The sequence below is a fragment of the Amycolatopsis marina genome (assembly GCF_900111885.1).
GTDB classification, from domain to species: domain Bacteria; phylum Actinomycetota; class Actinomycetes; order Mycobacteriales; family Pseudonocardiaceae; genus Amycolatopsis; species Amycolatopsis marina.
Genome location: NZ_FOKG01000023.1, coordinates 23,844 through 42,896, shown reverse-complemented (window position 1 = coordinate 42,896; position 19,053 = coordinate 23,844). Strand labels below are relative to the sequence as shown.

Here is a 19,053-nt window from a genome sequence, read left to right as displayed (position 1 = left end):
ATGACTGGCGTGGTCGTCTTAGCCGTTTGCTACAGTGTAGCGAGTAATGCAATTTCGCTACACTGTAGCGGCGGTCACGAAGCAGGCAAGGTTCAGTATTGAGAATACAATAGATACTTGTACTAGTCTGTGCTTGCGCCAGTTGATTTTGCTCATGCTGACAAGTTGGCGTGCAAGAGCGGCCAGTTGATCGAGTCCATCTTGGTTCTTTAACGAGCGCTCTAACATGGGAGGATGCCAGTGTTGAAGGTGGCCGAAGTAAATGAAATTGTCCGCGTGTCGGTTGGCATGTTCCTGCGGTGGCCCAAGTTGCGGATACACAGCAGCCGCTGAGGTTATAATTGCGACAAGTAGCGCTGCGATGCCACAAATCTCGACTATTTTGCCCAACGGTGAGAGTTCGGAAAGAACTCCGCCTTTGGCGCTGGTTGATGCGACCGCGAAAAGCATTCCTCCTTCTAATGCGAGAAGAATCGACGCTTTGGTGTCAACTTTGCCTGTCCATGACTCTTGCGCTGCATGCGCGCGCCACGCAAATTCGACCGATGAATTACTATGCCTGATGGCGTCCCGGGAGTCGAGGTGTGACTTGCGACTTCGGAGAATCGGCGTCACGCTGCTCCTCTAGATATTCATGTGCAATGATACTGATACCCGGGTGCTTGATCATTGTTCGACGAAGAGACCTTATCCAACGTTTGTGGCAATTGCCGACCCGCTTGCCTGACCCACACGGGCAGCGATAGCCTGGTCTAGCGGGAGTTTCAGCGGCGGTGAGCAAGTGTTCGAGTTGGTTAGCCGTGAGGTCTGCTGTTGTCTCTCGAAACCACTGTTTGTGCCCCTCCGTGCCGTGTGCCCATTCCTCCCCTGGCCAGTGGGGGAGAATGTTATGCTTTCGGCGCACGTCGTATAGCCGCTGTAGAACCAAGAACTCTTCGACTCTCGATATGTAACGTCGGAGGCCGCCTGGTCGCTGGAAGTCGTCGACTGGCTCAGTTTGGGGTAGCCAAAGGCAGAAGCGACCATTAGGTTCAATGTGCCGATCAGGTTCATTTCTGGGAAACCTACCGACGGCATCGAATGTGTCGGGAAGCGCGAAAGGATCCAAGTTCGGGTAGTGGATGGAAAGTTCGAAGGAGTCAACGCGTCCATCGGGCCGTGCGACCTTTACTATTCCTTCGATCCGTGCCCGCGGAACTCCGAGGTGGACTATGCGAAGGCTTGGTTGGACCTGGTCCAGGTCTGCCGCGTCTTGTCGCCAGCGACGACTGCCTGCGTCAGTTAGTCGTTTGACCATGGCTTCACCGGCTTCCTGTGCGCCCGTCGACTGTTAATCAACGCCGCTGTAGCCGTGGCCCCAATTGCGGTCAGGGCTAACGCACTCAGTGCACGGTCAGGCTTCTCCGACGCCTCAAGATCGGCGAGATCGTTGTACGAGATGTCTGTGGCGACGTACGTCTGCGCTGTGGCAGACCAGGAAAAGGCTTCCTGCAGCCAGGCTGGTAGCAAATCGCGGATAGTTCGATTGATCCCGATCTGACCGCCGTCGAGGCGTTGTTGAATTGAGGCGGCGTCGGCGGTCGAGCCACCAAGGCTAATGACGTCTGTTTTCCCATGTTCGCCGATCTTCGACACCAATACCTGTCCCCAGGCTAAGCCGACGGCCAACCGGTGTGCCGGCAGTTCGGGCAATGCTGTCGGGATGACCTCATCGGCAACCGTCATCAATGCCGTTGCTAGGCGGATTGCTTCTAAGGCAGCCGCCTCGTCGTTGCTGACGGGCCGATAGGCGAACGCTTGCATGCGGTCGCCCTGGTACTGGATGCGCAGTGCCTCGAAATCTTGTGTCGCGGAGTCGCGCATGACGCCACGGAGTACGTGGAACAGACGGATGGCTTCGCGGAGGTTGTTATCGATAGATTCAAGGCTGTCGATGTAGCCGGTGAATCCGTCCACGTCAGCGAAGATTGATGCACCTGATACCGACTTCGTATTGGATAAGGCGAGAGAGGCATTATCGATCCTCTCTTTCACCGCAGTGCTCGAGACTGTCCCCTGGGGAAACCTCTCGGCGAGGATTTCGAGGCGCGCGCGGGTGCTTTCGGATTTCCAGTTCCAGCCGTACTGGCCTGCCAGATCCTCGATTTTCGAGGCGGTGAGTGTGATCTTGTAGATGTCGTCGCTGTCGCTTCTTTCGGCCTCCGCCTTCAGGTCATCAGGTAGTAGGTCATATACCTCGGCGGTCATTCGGATTCCGGAATCTTTCAGAAGTTTGGCGGCGTGGTTGGCCGCGCTGCCCAGGAAGAGCAGTTCCTGGTCGCCCCCGGCGCCATTGCGAGTCGCTATGCATCGCCCATGGTCGAGTCCGGCGGCGACACGCCATGTGTTTGTCTCGGAGAGGCCGAGCACGTCGTTGAAGATCGCCGTCATCTGGCGAATCGCCAGGCACGTCAACACGGCTTTAGTGGCCATCAGCGATTCGTCTGAGGTCGGCCGGTAGGCCAACGCATGCAGGCGCGGACCCTGAAAGTGAATCTTCTGACCGTCGAAGTCCTTTGCAACGATCTTGCTTACCTCGCGGGCGAAGATGTGCAGCAGGCGCAGCATGCCTTCGCCCTCGTCGCTTGCGTTTGCGCGAAGCTGCCGGTTGAACGTGGTCACGTCCACGTAGAAATGGGTGCCCGTGACCCGGCGCGGCTTCGTTCGCGAGATCTGGTCGAAGTCGATCTCTCGGGTGATGTCTTTGATCTCTAGATCGGAGGTCTGCTTGTAGCGGTCCTCGGCTCGTTCCAATGCCTTCTCGAAGCTCCACGTCATACTTGTCGCCTGCTTACGCGCTCGTAGTTACAAACTTGTAATTGCAGTGCCGACGAGTTCGTCAAAACTATCGGCAGTCGTAGATCAAGCGGCCCTGTTAGCGTTCTCCCAGTGACGGCTTACCTGCTGTCCGCAGTGAGGCGCGCTTGAAAACTCGAACTTGTGGCGAACAGCATCGTCGAGCGTCACCTAACCCGCCAAGTAAGCCATCAAACGATGGGTACGCCTACGGGGCCGTGGTTGGCCAAGCGGCGTAGGGCTTCCAGGTCGCGAACGATGAACCGTCTGCCGCTTGTATCGACGAGCCCGCTGCTCCTGAGCTTGCGTAAGCCCCTTTCGGCTGTTGCTTGCTTGACACCGACTAGAGTGCCGACCTCGATCTGGGTGAGGTCAACTCCGATCACTGTCGCGCCGTTGCTCGAGTCCCCGTGAGTGCTAGCTAGCTCGAGTAGAACCTTGGCCAATCGAACGGGCGTAGAGCAGCCGGTGAAATCGATCCGGCGTTGGTTCGCTGACCTCAGCTTGCTGCTGATCGTAGCCGTCAAGGTCAGCATCGCCTCGGGGTCTGGTCTGAGGGTGGACAAGAAGTCGCCGCGATCGATAGACACGGCGATCACGGGCGCGCGGCCGCACGCCCTAACGGTGGCTGAGCGCTTGCCATGGTCGACTGCAGCCATTTCACCTACCACGTCTCCGCCGAAGCGCAGTGCCAGCAGAGCGTCTCCAGTACCATCCAGCGCAGCCGTAATCTTGACGAACGAGGACAGTAAGAGAAGGACAGCTGTGTCATCGTCTCCCTCGGTGATTAGCGTGTCACCAGCGCGAAACTCCACGAGGCGTCCAACGGTCGCAAGTCGATCAAGTGTGTCGCGACGGAGTCGGGACAGGAAGCTGTCGATCCGCCAGAAGTCGCTGTGTGAGTCGATGAGTTTGTTGATGTTCATAGCTTCGTGCAAGCCTCGCCAGGTGAGAAGAACGTTGCCTGGAGGCTACGCCGAGTCGTAACTTGTGGGATCAGCAGACGTACTGACTGAACAACCCCCGGAAGTGCAAAGTCGGGCTGCGGATCTGCAAACTCGGGGTGCGGATGTGCAAAGTTAGCGGACTTGAATTGTGTGGGCTGTGCGGGGGATCAGTTCGCCGATTACCGGAGCGCCGGGGATTTCGCCTGCTACTAGGAGGCCACCGGAGGTTTGGGCGTCGGCCAGCAGGAGGGCCTCTTCCTCGGTGATCGCCATCAGGTCCACATGGGGACGGACCCAGTCGAGGTTGCGGCGGGTGCCGCCGCTGACGTAGCCGTCGCGCAGCGCTTCGCGGGCGCCGTCGAGGTAGGGCACCGTGGCGGAGTCCAGCACCGCCGTGACGCCGCTGGCCCTCGCCAGTTTGTGCAGGTGGCCGAGCAGGCCGAAGCCGGTGATGTCCGTGGCGCAGCGGATGCCGGCCGCCAGCGCTGCCCTCGACGACGCCGCGTTGAGCGACACCATGGTGTCGATCGCCTGCTCGTGCCGCTCACCGGTGGCCTTGTGCCTGGTGTTGAGCACGCCGATCCCCAGCGGCTTGGTCAGTGAGAGGGGCATGCCAGGACGGCCCGCGTCGTTGCGCAACAGCCGCTGCGGGTCGGCGGTGCCGGTCACCGCGAGCCCGTACTTCGGTTCGGGGTCGTCGACGCTGTGTCCGCCCGCGAGATGACAACCCGCCTTCGCGCACACGTCCGAACCGCCGCGCAGCACCTCGGTGGCCAACTCGAACGGCAGCACGTCACGTGGCCAGCCGAGCAGGTTCAGCGCGACGACGGGCCGTCCGCCCATCGCGTAGACATCGGACAGCGCGTTTGCCGCAGCGATCCGGCCCCAGTCGTACGGATCGTCCACCACCGGCGTGAAGAAGTCCGTCGTGGCGATCACCGCGATGCCGTCGGTGACACGCACCGCCGCCGCGTCGTCGCCGTGGTCGAGACCGACCAGCAGTTCACCGGCGCTGCCCTCCGCCACGGGCGTGGACAGTCCGCGAACCATGTCCTCCAGTTCGCCGGGCGGGATCTTGCACGCGCACCCGCCGCCGTGCGCGTACTGCGTCAGCCGGTAACCCATGCCCCCATGCTGCCGTTTCATCCCACAGGTCGCAGATCGTGGCCGTCCTTGCGAGGATGGCAGAGCTTGCACACAAGGGAGGCGTATCCGGTCTGGTGGCCGGCGCGGTCTTCAACACCGTTGAACGGCAGGCACTGCCGTTGGCGGGTTCGATTCCCGTCCGCCTCCGCCAACCGTCCCAGGGGGAGGCGCGCCCGCATGGCCGGTGAGCCGGACGACGACCCGCGCAGGAGGATTCCGCGCACCGACGCCGTGCTCGCACATCCCCGGCTGGCCGAGGCCGAACGCGTCCTCGGCCGAGCGGTGGTGAAGTCGGTCGTGGTGACCGCGCAGCAGCGGGCGCGGGCGGGCGAGATCGCACCGGACGAGGTACCCGGTGCCGCGCTGGCCGCCCTGCCGACGCTGGCCTCCAGTTCCTGCGCGGTGCTCAACGCCACCGGCGTCCTGGTGCACACCAACCTCGGCAGGGCACCACTGTCGCGGGCCGCACTGGACGCGGTCATGACCTCGGGTGGAAACACCGACGTCGAGTTCGATCTGACCACCGGAACGCGCGCCCGCCGTGGCCGGGGTGCGCTCGCGGCTCTCGCCGACGCCGTGCCGTCGGCAGGCGACGTCCACGTCGTGAACAACAACGCCGCCGCACTCCTGCTGTGTGCACTGGCACTGGCGGGAGACGGCGGGGAGATCGTGGTCAGCAGGGGCGAACTGGTCGAGATCGGCGACGGCTTCCGGATTCCGGACCTGCTGGCCTCGACCGGAGCCAGACTCCGCGAGGTGGGCACGACCAACCGCACACACCTCGCCGACTATGCCGAAGCCATCGGACCGGCCACGGCTTTCGTGCTCAAGGTGCACCCGTCGAACTTCCTGGTCACCGGTTTCACCTCCGAGGTCGCGGTGCCCGAACTCGCCGGTCTCGGAGTGCCGATCGTGGCCGACATCGGTTCCGGCCTGCTCGCCCCGCACCCCGCCCTGCCTGACGAGCCCGACGCGGACACCGCGCTGCGCGAGGGAGCCAGGCTGGTGACAGCCAGCGGGGACAAGTTGCTCGGCGGCCCGCAGGCCGGGCTGCTGCTGGGCGACGCCGACCTGGTGCAGCGCCTGCGCAGACACCCGGCCGCCCGTGCCCTGCGGGTGGACAAGCTGACCCTCGCCGCGTTGGAGGCGACCCTGCGCGGACCGGCACCGCCGGTACGGGCGGCGCTGGACGCCGACCTGCCCCCGTTGCTCGACCGGGCAGCCCGGCTGGCGGACAGGCTGGCCGCGGAGGGCGTCGATGCCGTGCCCGTCGAATCGGCGGCGGCCGTCGGCGGAGGCGGCGCGCCGGGTGTGCGCCTGCCGAGCGCCGCGGTCAGCCTCCCCGAGGACTACGCCGCCGCCCTGCGCGCCGGGGATCCCGCTGTCGTCGGCCGGATCGAGCGTGGTCGGTGCCTGCTCGACCTACGTACGGTGGCGGAGGACAGCGACGAGCAACTGCTGGAGGCCGTGCGCCGATGCACGTCGTAGCCACCGCCGGGCACGTCGACCACGGAAAGTCCACAGTGGTCCAACGGTTGACCGGGATGCAGCCGGACCGGCTGGCCGAGGAAAAGGCCAGGGGGCTCACCATCGACCTCGGTTTCGCCTGGACCGACCTCGGCGAAGGCGAAACACTGGCCTTTGTGGACGTCCCAGGGCACGAGCGGTTCGTGCCCAACATGCTCGCCGGGGTGGGGCCGGTGCCCGCGGTGATGTTCGTGGTCGCCGCGGACGAGGGCTGGATGCCCCAGTCCGCGGAGCACCTCGCCGCGGTGGACGCGCTCGGTGTCCGGCACGGGCTGCTGGTCGTCACCAAGGCGGACAGGGCCGATCCCGCGTCCGCGACACAGGAGGCGCTGGACAGGATCGCCGCGACGAGCCTCGGCGCCGTCCCCGCGGTCGCCGTCAGCGGTAGAACCGGTGTCGGTTTTCCCTTCCTGCGCACCGAACTCGCGGCGCTCGCGGACCGCCTGCCCGCGCCCGAGCAGGACGCCGACGTCCGGCTCTGGATCGACCGCGCGTTCACCGTCCGGGGAGCAGGGACGGTGGTGACCGGCACGCTCGCGGCGGGCACGCTGCGGATCGGCGATGTGCTCACCATCGCGGGCACTGGCGAGACCGTGCGCGTCCGCGGTTTGCAGGCGCTCGGCTCCGATGTCACCGAAGCCCGTGCCGTGTCCCGGGTGGCGGTCAATCTGCGGGGCACCGACCGGGGCCGAGTCGGCAGGGGCGATGCGCTGCTCACCCCCGGCGCGTGGCCCTACTCCGGTGAGCTGGACGTACGCCTCCGCGGCGACGAGTCGGCCGCGCTGCACCGCGAACTCGTGCTGCACGTCGGCTCGGCCGCCGTAGGCGTCCGCGTCCGCCCACTTGGCACGGACACCGCGCGTCTGACCCTGGCCCGGCCGCTGCCGGTGCGGGTCGGTGACGTCGGGCTGCTGCGGGATCCGGGACAGCACCGGGTGGCGGCAGGCGTTGACGTGCTCGACGTCGATCCGCCCCGGCTCGGCCGCCGTGGTGCGGCGCGGGCGCGCGCGGGAGAACTCGACGGCGCTGGACCCGCCGATCTCAGCCGAATGCTCGTCCGTAGGCGTGGATACGTGCGTGCTGCCGAGCTGCGCGCGGCCGGCTTGCCGGAAATCGGCGGGCGTGTTGGTGACTGGCTGGTCAACGAGGAGCGCTGGGCGGAACTCGCAGGGCGGGCGGAGCACGTCGTGGGCGACTGGTACGCGCGGGATCCGGTCACCGGAGGAATGCCCGCGGAGGCAGTGCGCCGTGAGCTCGGACTGCCCGCAGCCGACCTGCTCGCCCGGGTGCTGGCGGACACCGGACTTGAGCTGTCCGACGGTGTCGTGCGCCGAGCTGGTGCCGGACTGCCTCCCGAGGTCGAGGAACCGGTGCGGGTGCTGGAGTCGTGGTTCGCGCGGGAGCCGTTCCGCGCGCCGGAGGCCGACGAGCTGGCCGAGCTGCGGCTGGGGCCGCGGGAGCTGGCCGCGGCCGTCCGGCTGGGCAGGCTCACCCGGATCGCCGACGGCGTCGTGCTCGGCCCGGACGCCGTGGCGCGGGCGGCGGAAGCACTGCGTGCGCTCGGCGAGCCGTTCACCGTGAGTCAGGCCCGGAGGGCGCTCGACACCACCCGCAGGGTCGCGGTGCCGCTGCTGGAGCGGCTCGACGCCAACGGCGTCACCGTCCGGCACCCGGACGGAAGCCGTACCTGCCTGTAGCCGCGTCAGTTACAGCTGGGCGGGTACTCCTTCCCGGTGATCGCTGTACAGATACTGGGTTTCGGCCTGATCGTGCTGGTGGCCTGGGACGCCGCCGCCACCGTGCTCCACCCGGACCGCGAAGGGCTGCTCGCCACCGCGATCCGACGGACGGTGTGGGCGGTGACGACTCTGCTGAGCGCCCGGCTGTCCCGGCTCGGCACGTACGTGCTCGGACTGGCCGGGCCAGTGATCGTGGCCTGCACCTTCCTCGGCTGGATCCTGCTGGCCACCGTCGGGCTCGCGGTGGCGGCCTGGCCCATACTTGGCACCGAGTTCGCGATTCAGACCGACCTCGGCGCGCCCACCTTCGTCGACGCCCTGTATTTCGCGGCGGGGACGACCACGGTGCTCGGCTACGGGGATGTCACCCCGTTGTCCACGCAGGCCGAGCTGCTCTCGGTGTTCGGTGCGGGTGTCGGCTTCACCATGTTCACCGGGATGGCCACCTACGTGCTCGAAGTCGTCAGCGGCGTAGCGACGCGCAACCGGTTCACCCTCGCCGTCCATGACGACGCGCGGGCGTGTGGTGGCGTCACCATGCTCACCGACTGTCTCGGTGAGGCAGGAGTCGACGAGACCCGCGAGCGTTGCCGGAGCTGGGCGGAGCACGTGCGCGCGGTGGACGAGATGGTGCACCGCTACCCGCTGGTCGGGTTCACCTACCGCTCCCGCCGTCCGGAGTACGACCCTGAGCCCGCGCTGCGGCACGTCGCGGAGGCGACGGTGACCGCCCTCGTCGCCACCGGGTACGCACCCGGTCTGCGGACGGCGGCCGAGGCACTCTGCTCGGCACTGATACGGCTGCAGTCCACGATCGCCGAGACCTACCTCGGTGCGGCCGTCACCAGCGCTCTCGCCGATCCAGAGCCAACCGATCGTGATCGCGCCGCGGTGGCCGCCGTCGATCGCGTCCTGTCCGGTGCGCTCGGCCTTGCGGTCCCGCCTGCCGAGCACCAGCAGGCGACCGAGACCGTGTGCCGTACCAGGATCTTCCTCGAAGGCCTGCATCGCTGGTCGCGTTCGGACGTGCCATTGCACGAGTGGGACGAGTGAGCGCCGCACTGCGTGTTGTGCCCGCACCCCCTACCGTTGATGAGGTCGGCGGAAACGGCGATCGGAAACGGTGATCGAGCGTGCGGCAGTGGATCGAGGGCTGGCCGGTGATCCGGCAGCTGACCGGTGGTGACCGGCTCGGTCTTGGTGCCGCGGCCCAGTCCGACCGATCGAAGCAACTGCGTGCCCGCGTCGAGGACGCGGACCGGGTCGTCAAGTCAATCTGCCCGTACTGCGCTGTCGGTTGTGGACAGCGGGTGTACGTCAAGGACGGTGCGGTCACCCAGATCGAGGGCGACCCGGACTCGCCCATCTCGCGAGGCAGGCTCTGCCCGAAGGGGGCGGCCAGCAAGCAGCTGGTGACCAGCCCCAGCCGTGTCGACCGGGTGCTCTACCGCCGTCCCTACGCCCGGGAGTGGGAGTCACTGTCGCTGGACGACGCGATGGAGATGATCGCCGACCGGGTCATCGCCACCCGGCGCGAGACCTGGCAGGACACCGATGAGCACGGTGCCCGGCTCAACCGGACCGACGGTTTCGCCAGCCTCGGCGGGGCCACGCTGGACAACGAAGAGAACTACCTGATGAAGAAGCTGTACACGGCGCTCGGCGCGGTACAGATCGAGAATCAGGCCCGTATTTGACACTCCTCCACGGTTCCCGGTCTGGGGACCTCCTTCGGTCGCGGCGGCGCCACGACGTTTCAGCAGGACCTCGCGAACTCCGACTGCATCGTCATCCAGGGTTCGAACATGGCCGAGTGCCACCCGGTCGGTTTCCAGTGGGTGATGGAGGCGAAGAACCGCGGGGCGAAGATCATCCACGTCGATCCGCGATTCACCCGTACCAGCGCGCTGGCCGACTCGCATGTGGCCCTGCGCGCGGGCAGTGACATCGCGTTCCTCGGCGGTCTGGTCAACCACGTGCTGCAGAACGGGCTCGACTTCCGCGAGTACGTCGTGGCCTACACCAACGCGGGCGCGATCCTGCGGGAGGACTTCGCCGACACCGAGGACCTCGACGGGCTGTTCTCGGGCTACGACTCGGAGGGCCGCCAGTACGACGTGGCCAGCTGGTCCTACGAGGGCGCCGAGGTCGCCCCCGCCGCCGGCAAGCGGGAGCACTGGATCCCGGCCGAGGAGGAGATGGCGCGCGACAACGAGCAGCAGGGCGGAGGCGAGCAGCACGAGGAGACCGCGCACGGCGACAGCTACGGCAGTGGCGGTGCGAGCGTGGGCGCCAAGCCGAGGATCGATCCGACACTGGAGCACCCCCGCTGCGTCTACCAGGTACTCAAGCGCCACTTCGCCCGCTACACCCCAGAACTGGTCGCCGACGTCTGCGGCGTTCCGGTCGAGCAGTTCCTCGAGGTCGCCGAGGCCGTGACGGCGAACTCGGGGCGCGAGCGGACCACCGCGTGGGTGTACTCGGTCGGCTGGACGCAGCACACGGTCGGCGTGCAGTACATCCGAACGGCGTCGATCCTGCAGACACTGCTCGGCAACATCGGCAGGCCGGGCGGTGGGATTCTGGCCCTGCGCGGGCACGCCAGCATCCAGGGTTCCACCGACATCCCGACGCTGTTCAACATCCTGCCCGGCTACATCCCGATGCCGCACGCCAAGGAGAACCTGGATCTCGACACGTTCGTCGGCGCGGACGCGGGCAAGACCGGGTTCTGGGGCAACATGCGGTCCTACGTGGTCAGTCTGCTCAAGGCCTACTGGGGCGAGCACGCGACGGCGGACAACGACTTCCGCTTCGATCACCTGCCCCGGCTCACCGGGGACCACGGGACCTATCAGACGGTCTACAACCAGCTCAAGGGCGAGTGCAGGGGCTACTTCCTGGTCGGCGAGAACCCGGCCGTCGGGTCGGCGAACGGGAAACTGCAGCGCCTCGGCATGGCCAACCTGGACTGGCTCGTGGTCCGGGATCTGCAGCTGATCGAGAGCGCGACGTTCTGGAAGGACGGGCCGGAGATCGAGACCGGCGAGCTGCGGACCGAGGAGATCGGTACCGAGGTGTTCTTCCTGCCCGCCGCCTCGCACACGGAGAAGGACGGCACCTTCACCAACACCCAGCGGTTGTTGCAGTGGCACCACAAGGCCGTGGAGCCCTCCGGCGACGCACGCAGCGAGCTGTGGTTCTACTACCACCTCGGCCGGATCATCAGGGAGAAGCTGCGCACGAGTACCGACCCACGTGACCTGCCGGTGCAGGAGTTGACCTGGTCATACCCGACCGAGGGGGAGATCGCCGAGCCGAGTGCCGAGTCGGTGCTGGCCGAGATCAACGGCAGCGGTCCCGACGGTCCGCTGTCCGGATACCCGCAGCTGAAGGACGACGGGTCGACCTCGTGCGGTTGCTGGATCTACTGCGGCGTGTATGCCGACGGGCACAACCACGCGGCGAACCGGCAGCCCGGGTCCGAGCAGAGCTGGGTCGCCCCCGGGTGGGCCTGGGCCTGGCCGGACAACCGGCGGATCCTGTACAACCGTGCTTCCGCCGATCCGGACGGCAATCCGTGGAGCGAGCGCAAGCGTTACGTCTGGTGGGACGCCGAGCAGGGCAAATGGACCGGCGAGGACGTGGCGGACTTCGAACCCACGAAGCCGCCGGACTACGAGCCGCCCGAGGACGCCAAGGCGCAGCACGCGCTGGCGGGAACCGAACCGTTCATCATGCAGACCGACGGACGCGCCTGGCTGTTCGCGCCCGCCGGGCTCGCCGACGGCCCGCTGCCCACCCACTACGAGCCGTTCGAGTCGCCGTTCGACAATCCGCTGTACAGCCAGCAGGAGAACCCCACGCGCCTGGTGTACGGCGGCCAGCACAACCGCTACCACCCGGCGGGCAGCGACGTGTACCCGTACGTCTTCACCACCTACCGGCTCACCGAGCATCACACTGCGGGCGCGATGAGCAGGAGCCTGCCGTACCTTTCCGAGCTGCAACCGGAGTTCTTCTGTGAGATCTCGCCCGAACTCGCCGCCGAGCGCGGCCTCGAACACCTCGGCTGGGCCACGATCGTCTCGGCCCGAGCGGCCATCGAGGCGCGGGTGATGGTGACCGAACGGATGAAACCGCTGCGGGTCCGCGGCAGGGTCGTGCACCAGGTCGGCCTGCCGTACCACTGGGGGCAGAACGGACTGTCCACAGGCGACTCCGCCAACGACCTGCTGTCGGTGGTGCTCGATCCGAATGTGCACATCCAGGAGGCCAAGGCCGCCACGTGCGACATCCGGCCGGGCAGGCGGCCCCGCGGGCCCGCCCTGCCGGAGTTGGTGGACGAGTACCAGCGCAGGGCGGGAATCGAAGGGAGCGATTCGTGACCGCGAGTTATCAGGCAGGCACCGGGAGCGGCTACGCGCACGCCGAACCCCGGATGGGGTTCTTCACCGACACTTCGGTGTGCATCGGCTGCAAGGCCTGTGAGGTCGCGTGCAAGGAATGGAACCTGGTGCCCGCCGACGACGCGGGGGCCGAAGGGAACATGGATCTGCTCGGCACGTCGTACGACAACACGGGGGATCTCGGCGCGAACAGCTGGCGGCACGTGGCGTTCATCGAGCAGCGGGTGCCCGCCCGGTCCATGCACGAGGACGTGGACGTGCTGGCCGCCGCGAGCGTGGGCACGGCGGAGCCCGGCAGCGGCGCACCGTCGTCGAGCACGGCGGAGAACTTGCACAGCGACGACCTCGGCATGCCGACGATCGGCGCCCCGAAGCAGGAAGCGACCGATGGTGACTCCGGCATCCGCTGGCTGATGTCGTCGGACGTCTGCAAACACTGCACCCACGCGGCCTGCCTCGACGTCTGCCCCACTGGCTCGCTGTTCCGTACCGAGTTCGGCACCGTGGTCGTGCAGGAGGACATCTGCAACGGCTGTGGCTACTGCGTTCCCGCCTGCCCGTACGGCGTGATCGAGAAGCGGGAGAGCGACGGCAGGGCGTTCAAGTGCACCCTCTGCTACGACCGGCTCGGCGCGGGTATGGAACCGGCCTGCGCCAAGGCGTGTCCCACCGATTCCATCCAGTTCGGGGAACTGGACGAACTGCGGGAACGGGCCGCGCAGAGGCAGCGGACGCTGCACGAAGCCGGTGTCACCGAGGCCCGCCTCTACGGACACGATCCGGATGACGGGGTCGGCGGGGACGGCGCGTTCTTCCTGCTGCTCGACGAGCCCGAGGTGTACGGGCTTCCGCCGGACCCGGTGGTGACCACCCGGGACCTGCCCGCCATGTGGAAGGGGGCGGCCGCCACCGCGCTCGGTGTCGCCGCCGCCGTCGCGGCCTCGTTCCTCGGGGGCCGCAGGTGAGCCCGCGGCGGGAGCGGGAGATGGCCGAACCAGCGGAGTTCCGGTCGTACTACGGCAAGCCGATCCTCAAGGAACCTGCCTGGAAACAGCCGGATGTGCCGCTCTATCTGTTCCTCGGCGGCGTGGCAGGCGCCTCCGCCTCGATGGCGGCGCTGGCGGGACCGACCGGGTACAGCCGTGTCGGCAGGGTCGCCACGTTGGCCGCGGCTGCCACCTCGGTCGCCAGCGTGGGGGCGCTGATCCACGACCTGGGCAGGCCCGAACGGTTCCTGTACATGCTGCGCGTGTTCAAGCCGACCTCGCCGTTGTCGGTGGGGTCCTGGATTCTCGCGCCGTTCTCCGGCCTGGCGAGCGCCGCCGCGCTCAGCCGGATGACCGGCCGCCTGCCACGTCTCGGTGCGCTGGCCGGTGCCGGGGCGGGAGTGCTCGGTCCGGCGATGTGCACCTACACGGCCGTGTTGCTCGCCGACACCGCCACACCCGCATGGCACGAGGGGCACCGGGCGTTGCCGGTGTTGTTCGCGGGAAGCGCGCTGACGGGCGGAGTGGGTGTCGTGCTGCTCGCCGTCCCGCCTGCCGAGGTGGTTCCGGCACGCAGGCTCGGTGTGGTGGGCGCGGCGGCGGAACTCGTCGCCTCGTCCCGGTTGGAGCACGGTCTCGGTGTGGTCTCCGAGACCTACCGCTCGGGACGGGCGGGGACTCTGCTGAAGGCGAGCAAGGCGTTGACCATCGCCGGTGCGGCACTGTCGGTGCTCGGCAGGCGGAGCCGGGCCGTCTCGGCCCTGGCTGGGTCGGCGTACCTTGCCGCGGGACTGTGCACCAGGTTCGGGGTGTACTCGGCCGGTGTCGTGTCCACCAGGGACCCGAAGTACGTCGTCGTGCCGCAGCGTGAGCGCAGGGCACGGGTCGCACGTGCCGAAGCAGTGGAACGCCGATGACTAGCGAGGGCGTTCCGTGGGTATGCACCCTCCATGGACGGACGTGTCATGGTCTTCGCGCCCTCGCCCCTGCTGACTGTGACGGTGGAGGATCTGGGCGGTGAGCCGGACCTGCACCTGCACGCGGGCGGGCAGGGGGTATGGCAGGCGCGGATGATCGCGTCACTCGGCGTGCCGGTGGCGTTGTGCGCGGCGCTCGGTGGTGAGGTGGGCCAGGTGCTGCGGCACCTGCTCGGCGAAAACGGCATCGAGCACGTCCAGGCGCCGGTCACCGCGCGCAACGGCGCGTACGTGCACGACCGGCGCAGCGAAGAGCGGCAGGAGATCGCGGACGTTCCGGGCGATCCGCTCTCCAGGCACGAACTGGACGCCGTGTACGAAACCGCGCTGCTGCAAGGCATCAGGAGCACCGTCTCCATCCTCAGTGGTCCTTCGGACCGGCGCACCGTCCCGGCGGAGGTGTACCGCAGGCTGGCCGCTGACCTCCGGTCCAATGGCTGCGTCGTGGTGGCCGACCTGGCGGGGGAACGGCTCAACGCCGTGCTCGAGGGCGGCCTCGACCTGGTCAAGGTGAGTCATGAGGAACTGCTTGACGACGGCAGGGCGGACTCCGAGGACGCGGAGGCGCTGGTCCGCGGGATGCGGTCACTGCGGGACGAGGGCGCGGAGACGGTCGTGCTGTCCAGAGCGGACGACCCCGCGCTGATCCTGGCCGAGGGCGAGGTCTGGGAGGCCCACATGCCGCGTCTGCACCCGGTGGATCCACGGGGTGCGGGGGATTCGATGACCGGGGCCATCGCGGCCGAACTGGCCGTCGGCACCCCGTTGAAGGACGCGATCAAGGTGGGAGCCGCGGCAGGCGCCCTCAACGTCACGCGGCACGGCCTCGGATCGAGCAGTGGACCAGGAGTCCGGGAACTCGCGGAACTTGTGGAACTGCGCTCCTGGGGCGGGCCGTGACAGCACCGCAGTGAGGAGGACACCGATGGGGCACGGGCCTCGGGTACTGATCACCAACGACGACGGAATCGCCTCGCCGGGGCTGCTCGCGCTGGCCAGGGCGGCGGTACGCGACGGCTTCGATGTCGTGGTCGCCGCGCCGCACAAGGAGGCCAGTGGTGCCGGCGCGGGCCTGACGGTCGTGGCCGAGTCCGGCCGGGAGGTGGTTCGGGAGGAGCACCTCCCGGACCTGCCGGACATCCCGTGCTTCAGCGTCTCTTCGCATCCCGCATTCATCGTCCTCAGCGCGTTGGAGGGCACCTTCGGCGATCCTCCGGAACTGGTGCTGTCCGGGGTGAACCGGGGTCTCAACGTGGGTCGCGCGGTGATCCATTCCGGAACGGTGGGAGCCGTGCTCACCGCCGCGGTCAACGGGATACGCGGCATGGCCGTGTCGCTGACGGTCACCGATCCCGAATTCGCGCGCTGGGCGAGCGTCGATCCCGTCATCCACACCGCACTGCCGCTGATCCGGCGGGCACCGGCCGGATCGGTGCTCAACGTCAACATTCCCGATGGCGACGTCGCCGAACTCGGGCCGCTGACGCGGGCGACCCTGTCGAACGCGGGGGCGGTGCAGACGCGGCTGAAGCAGCGGGACGGCCAGGAAGAGGTCCTCAGCACCTTCGTCGGGGGGAAGGCCGAGCCGGGGACGGACGCATACCTGCTCGACCGGGGATTCCCCACGATCACCGCGCTACAACCGGTTTCCGTGGCCGCGGAGCCGGAGCTGCCGGAGCGGGTGCCGCTTCGGGCGGTGGCCGGGGAGGGCAACAGCGCACAACAGGAGGGATCGCAATGCGTTTCGGGTACACCTTGATGACCGAGCAGGCCGGGCCGAAGGACCTGGTCCGTTTCGCGGTCGGCGCCGAGGAAGCGGGTTTCGACTTCGAGGTGAGCAGTGATCACACCATGCCGTGGCTTGACGAACAGGGGCATTCCCCGTACGCGTGGAGTGTGCTCGGCGCCGCGGCGTGGGCCACCGAGCGGGTCGAGCTGATGAGTTACGTGACCTGTCCGACAATGCGGTACCACCCCGCCGTGGTCGCGCAGAAGGCCGCGACCACGCAACTGCTCGCCGACGGCCGGTTCACGCTCGGGCTCGGTGCGGGGGAGAACCTCAACGAGCACGTGGTGGGGCAGGGGTGGCCGCCCGCCAACGTGCGGCACGACATGCTGGCCGAGGCGATCCAGGTGATCCACGGCCTGTTCGACGGTGGTTACGTCAACTACGCGGGCGAACACTTCCGCGTGGATTCGGCCAAACTGTGGGATCTGCCCGAGGTCAGGACCCCGATCGGCGTTGCCGTTTCGGGTAAGCAATCGGTCCGGCGGTTCGCGCCGGTCGCGGACGCGATGATCGCGACAGAACCGAAGCAGAACCTCTGCTCGGAATGGGACGCCCACCGTGTCGCCGGACAGGGGCCGTCGCGCAAGATCGGCCAGCTTCCGGTCAGCTGGGGCACCGACCGGGACGCGGCGATCGCCCGGGCCCACGAGCAGTTCCGCTGGTTCGCCGGTGGCTGGAAGGTCAACTCGGAGCTGCCGGGACCGAGTGGTTTCGCCGCTGCCACACAGTTCGTCACGAAGGACGACGTCGCGCAGGGTATTCCGTGCGGGTCCGATGTCGAGCCGATCGTGGAGAAGGTGCGCGCCTTCGCCGACGCCGGGTTCACTGACGTGGCCCTGGTGCAGATCGGCGGCGATCAGCAGGACGGCTTCCTGGACTTCGCCCGCGACAGCCTGCTGCCCGCGCTCAGGTCCGCGTTCTGAGTCTGGCCCCGCAGGGGCCGAGGTCGGGAGCCCTCAGACCTCGGTCCTGCGGTCGGGACCGCGGGCAGCGTCCGTCTGGCTGGTGGTGGGAGACGGGCGGGCCGAGCCGCTGTCGTGCGTCGTCCGCTCCAGTGCGGCATGGACATCGGCGAGGTCGGCGTAGTGGTGCTCCGGCAGTACGCACAACCTGCCGATGACCTCGTCGTCGGCACCCTGCGCTGTGGCGTGGCGGACGAGTTCCTGCCGTTCGCACGGGTACCGCATCCCGGTCAGTGCCGCATCGATCCTGTCCTGCGCGAAATCCCTCATGGCACCTCGGCTACCCGGATTCCGATCGCGCTAACCGGCCGTCGGCAGGGGCCAGGCTCGGGATTCACGCTCCAGGTGATCGGGTAGTCCTCGGGACAGGAAGCACGGCCGGACCGAACCGGGAGTTGAGATGATGACGACCGCCATCTGGATGTGGCACCACGAGGGCACCCGCTATGCCATCGAGCCCTGCAACCGGGGCGGATACGACACCGTGGTCGAGTACGGACTGGAGAACCGGCCCGACCGTGAGCACTGGGCGAACCTGCGGGAGGCACGCGAGCGCGTGCGCGTACGGGTCGCCGAGCTGGCCGACAGCGGTGACGAGAGCGCGAAGGCCGCACTGGCCGAACTCGATCAGCTGATCTCCTAGAACGGCGGGCGGACGTGCTCGATCATCCGGCGTTGCGGCGTATCGGTGCGCACGCCTGGGCCGCGCTGGGAATCGTCGGGATCGCCGTGGTGGTGTGGTTCGTGCTGTCGCGGTTGTCGATCGTCGTGGTTCCCCTGCTGCTGGCGTTGTTTCCGGCGGCCGCGCTGAGCCCAGCCGCGGAATGGCTGAAGTCGCACGGAGTGCCGCGCGCACTGGCCGCGCTGCTGGTGGTACTCGGGGGCTTCGCGGTGCTGTCCGGCATCGTGGCGGCGATCGTGCCGCCTTTCGTCGCGCAGGCGCCGGGACTGGCGGATTCGGTCGGCGAGGCACTCGTCCGGCTCGAACCCACAATCCAGAAACTGCCCGGTGTCGGCTCGGACACCTCGCTCGCGGAGCTGGCCGAGCAGGTGATGGGCAGCTGGGGTGGGCTCGCCGCCGGTGTGGGCCGGGACCTGATCAACGTGCTCACCGGACTGGTGCTGCTCATCGTGGCGCTGTTCTTCTACCTGTACGACGGCGGCCGGATGGTGCACGCGACCCTGCGGTTCGTGCCCCGGCAGCACCGCGCGTTCGCCGCCGAGGCCGCCGATCGGCTCTGGGGGACCATCGGCGGGTTCCTGCGCGGGCAGACCGTCGTCGCCCTCATCGACGCGGTGCTGATCGGCATCGGACTGGCCCTGTTACAGGTTCCGCTGGCGCTGCCGCTGGCGGTGCTGGTGTTCTTCGGGGCGTACCTGCCGTTCATCGGTGCGGTGCTCACCGGCCTGCTGGCGACGCTCGTCGCGCTCGCCGACAGCGGTCCGGCGCTGGCGTTGGCCACGCTCGGCATCGTCGTGGTCGTGCAGCAGGTGGAGGGCAACCTCATCGAACCCGTGGTGATGGGTCGGGTGGTCAGGTTGCCGCCGTTCGCGGTGATCGTCGCGATCAGTGTGGGCGCCACGCTGCTCGGCGTTCTCGGTGCGTTCCTCGCTGTCCCGGTCACGGCCGCCGCGGTGCAGATTTCGGAGATCGTCCGGGAACGCGCCTCCCCCGATGCGGAGGACGAACCGGACGACTCTGGTGCGGACGCGTCCGGCGCCTGAGGGAAGTCCGG

The 19,053-nt window shown here is 67.7% G+C and carries 17 protein-coding genes and 1 tRNA gene; 12 read left to right on the top strand and 6 right to left on the bottom strand.

The genetic code is table 11. From position 1 onward, the window contains the following. Positions 1–57: 57 nt before the first annotated feature. From BM199_RS33500 to selD, 5 genes are all read right to left on the bottom strand, one after another. A complete protein-coding gene (locus BM199_RS33500; RefSeq protein WP_143101939.1) occupies positions 58–615 on the bottom strand; it encodes a Pycsar system effector family protein in 558 nt (185 codons plus the stop codon). Next, entirely contained in the window at positions 554–1,297 is a 744-nt protein-coding gene (locus tag BM199_RS35280; RefSeq protein ID WP_425425604.1) for an E2 domain-containing protein, read from the bottom strand. The genes BM199_RS33500 and BM199_RS35280 overlap by 62 nt, the downstream gene beginning before the upstream one ends. Further along, complete coding sequence (locus BM199_RS27885; RefSeq protein ID WP_091677664.1) at positions 1,282–2,817, bottom strand: nucleotidyl cyclase domain-containing protein; 1,536 nt, start codon at positions 2,815–2,817, stop codon at positions 1,282–1,284. Before BM199_RS27885 ends, BM199_RS35280 begins: the two co-directional genes overlap by 16 nt. Positions 2,818–3,026: 209 nt before the next feature. Next, a complete protein-coding gene (locus BM199_RS27880; protein WP_091677661.1) occupies positions 3,027–3,761 on the bottom strand; it encodes a Crp/Fnr family transcriptional regulator in 735 nt (244 codons plus the stop codon). Positions 3,762–3,914: 153 nt separating this feature from the next. Beyond that, positions 3,915–4,907: a selenide, water dikinase SelD gene (gene selD, locus BM199_RS27875; protein ID WP_091677658.1), complete on the bottom strand. Its 993-nt coding sequence runs from the start codon at positions 4,905–4,907 to the stop codon at positions 3,915–3,917. Positions 4,908–4,984: 77 nt separating this feature from the next. Between selD and BM199_RS27870 the strand changes: the two genes are divergently transcribed. From BM199_RS27870 to BM199_RS27820, 10 genes are all read left to right on the top strand, one after another. After that, positions 4,985–5,079: transfer RNA gene (locus BM199_RS27870), tRNA-Sec, on the top strand. 26 nt (positions 5,080–5,105) lie between these two features. Then, complete coding sequence (gene selA / locus BM199_RS27865) at positions 5,106–6,416, top strand: L-seryl-tRNA(Sec) selenium transferase (RefSeq protein WP_091677655.1); 1,311 nt, start codon at positions 5,106–5,108, stop codon at positions 6,414–6,416. Beyond that, the gene (selB, locus tag BM199_RS27860; RefSeq protein WP_091677653.1) at positions 6,404–8,152 is read left to right on the top strand and encodes a selenocysteine-specific translation elongation factor; all 1,749 of its coding nucleotides are present in this window, start codon (positions 6,404–6,406) and stop codon (positions 8,150–8,152) included. Before selA ends, selB begins: the two co-directional genes overlap by 13 nt. Positions 8,153–8,188: 36 nt before the next feature. Next, on the top strand, positions 8,189–9,247 hold the full coding sequence (locus BM199_RS27855) for a potassium channel family protein (RefSeq protein WP_091677650.1): 1,059 nt from the start codon (positions 8,189–8,191) through the stop codon (positions 9,245–9,247). 80 nt (positions 9,248–9,327) lie between these two features. Then, positions 9,328–12,582, top strand: a complete 3,255-nt coding sequence (gene fdh / locus BM199_RS27845; protein ID WP_143101938.1) for a formate dehydrogenase — start codon at positions 9,328–9,330, stop codon at positions 12,580–12,582. 53 nt (positions 12,583–12,635) lie between these two features. Continuing rightward, the gene (locus BM199_RS27840) at positions 12,636–13,568 is read left to right on the top strand and encodes a 4Fe-4S dicluster domain-containing protein (protein WP_091677805.1); all 933 of its coding nucleotides are present in this window, start codon (positions 12,636–12,638) and stop codon (positions 13,566–13,568) included. A gap of 20 nt (positions 13,569–13,588) precedes the next feature. Next, positions 13,589–14,506, top strand: coding sequence for an NrfD/PsrC family molybdoenzyme membrane anchor subunit (gene nrfD, locus BM199_RS27835; RefSeq protein WP_091677643.1), 918 nt, complete (start codon positions 13,589–13,591; stop codon positions 14,504–14,506). 33 nt (positions 14,507–14,539) lie between these two features. Further along, a complete protein-coding gene (locus tag BM199_RS27830) occupies positions 14,540–15,466 on the top strand; it encodes a 1-phosphofructokinase family hexose kinase (protein WP_091677640.1) in 927 nt (308 codons plus the stop codon). A gap of 25 nt (positions 15,467–15,491) precedes the next feature. Beyond that, positions 15,492–16,325 (top strand): 5'/3'-nucleotidase SurE, encoded by an 834-nt coding sequence (gene surE / locus BM199_RS27825; RefSeq protein ID WP_091677637.1) that lies wholly within the window; start codon positions 15,492–15,494, stop codon positions 16,323–16,325. After that, on the top strand, positions 16,304–17,278 hold the full coding sequence (locus BM199_RS27820) for a TIGR03557 family F420-dependent LLM class oxidoreductase (protein WP_091677635.1): 975 nt from the start codon (positions 16,304–16,306) through the stop codon (positions 17,276–17,278). Before surE ends, BM199_RS27820 begins: the two co-directional genes overlap by 22 nt. Before the next feature lie 33 nt (positions 17,279–17,311). Here BM199_RS27820 and BM199_RS27815 read toward each other — a convergent pair whose 3' ends face one another. Continuing rightward, positions 17,312–17,587 (bottom strand): DUF2795 domain-containing protein, encoded by a 276-nt coding sequence (locus BM199_RS27815; protein ID WP_091677633.1) that lies wholly within the window; start codon positions 17,585–17,587, stop codon positions 17,312–17,314. A gap of 133 nt (positions 17,588–17,720) precedes the next feature. Between BM199_RS27815 and BM199_RS27810 the strand changes: the two genes are divergently transcribed. Both BM199_RS27810 and BM199_RS27805 read left to right on the top strand, forming a co-directional pair. After that, positions 17,721–17,960 carry a hypothetical protein gene (locus BM199_RS27810; RefSeq protein ID WP_218160455.1) on the top strand — a complete coding sequence of 80 codons (240 nt, stop codon included), beginning with the start codon at positions 17,721–17,723 and terminating at the stop codon, positions 17,958–17,960. A gap of 14 nt (positions 17,961–17,974) precedes the next feature. Beyond that, positions 17,975–19,042 (top strand): AI-2E family transporter, encoded by a 1,068-nt coding sequence (locus BM199_RS27805; RefSeq protein WP_091677629.1) that lies wholly within the window; start codon positions 17,975–17,977, stop codon positions 19,040–19,042. Positions 19,043–19,053: the final 11 nt, after the last annotated feature.

Coding starts and splice junctions, on each gene's coding strand:
- selA (WP_091677655.1), top strand. CDS start 5,106: ATGGCCGGTGAGCCGGACGACGACCCGCGCAGGAGGATTCCGCGCACC.
- surE (WP_091677637.1), top strand. CDS start 15,492: ATGGGGCACGGGCCTCGGGTACTGATCACCAACGACGACGGAATCGCC.
- BM199_RS27840 (WP_091677805.1), top strand. CDS start 12,636: ATGGGGTTCTTCACCGACACTTCGGTGTGCATCGGCTGCAAGGCCTGT.
- selD (WP_091677658.1), bottom strand. CDS start 4,907: ATGGGTTACCGGCTGACGCAGTACGCGCACGGCGGCGGGTGCGCGTGC.
- BM199_RS35280 (WP_425425604.1), bottom strand. CDS start 1,297: ATGGTCAAACGACTAACTGACGCAGGCAGTCGTCGCTGGCGACAAGAC.
- nrfD (WP_091677643.1), top strand. CDS start 13,589: ATGGCCGAACCAGCGGAGTTCCGGTCGTACTACGGCAAGCCGATCCTC.
- selB (WP_091677653.1), top strand. CDS start 6,404: ATGCACGTCGTAGCCACCGCCGGGCACGTCGACCACGGAAAGTCCACA.
- BM199_RS27880 (WP_091677661.1), bottom strand. CDS start 3,761: ATGAACATCAACAAACTCATCGACTCACACAGCGACTTCTGGCGGATC.
- BM199_RS27830 (WP_091677640.1), top strand. CDS start 14,540: ATGGACGGACGTGTCATGGTCTTCGCGCCCTCGCCCCTGCTGACTGTG.
- BM199_RS27815 (WP_091677633.1), bottom strand. CDS start 17,587: ATGAGGGATTTCGCGCAGGACAGGATCGATGCGGCACTGACCGGGATG.
- BM199_RS27820 (WP_091677635.1), top strand. CDS start 16,304: ATGCGTTTCGGGTACACCTTGATGACCGAGCAGGCCGGGCCGAAGGAC.
- BM199_RS27885 (WP_091677664.1), bottom strand. CDS start 2,817: ATGACGTGGAGCTTCGAGAAGGCATTGGAACGAGCCGAGGACCGCTAC.
- BM199_RS27810 (WP_218160455.1), top strand. CDS start 17,721: ATGACGACCGCCATCTGGATGTGGCACCACGAGGGCACCCGCTATGCC.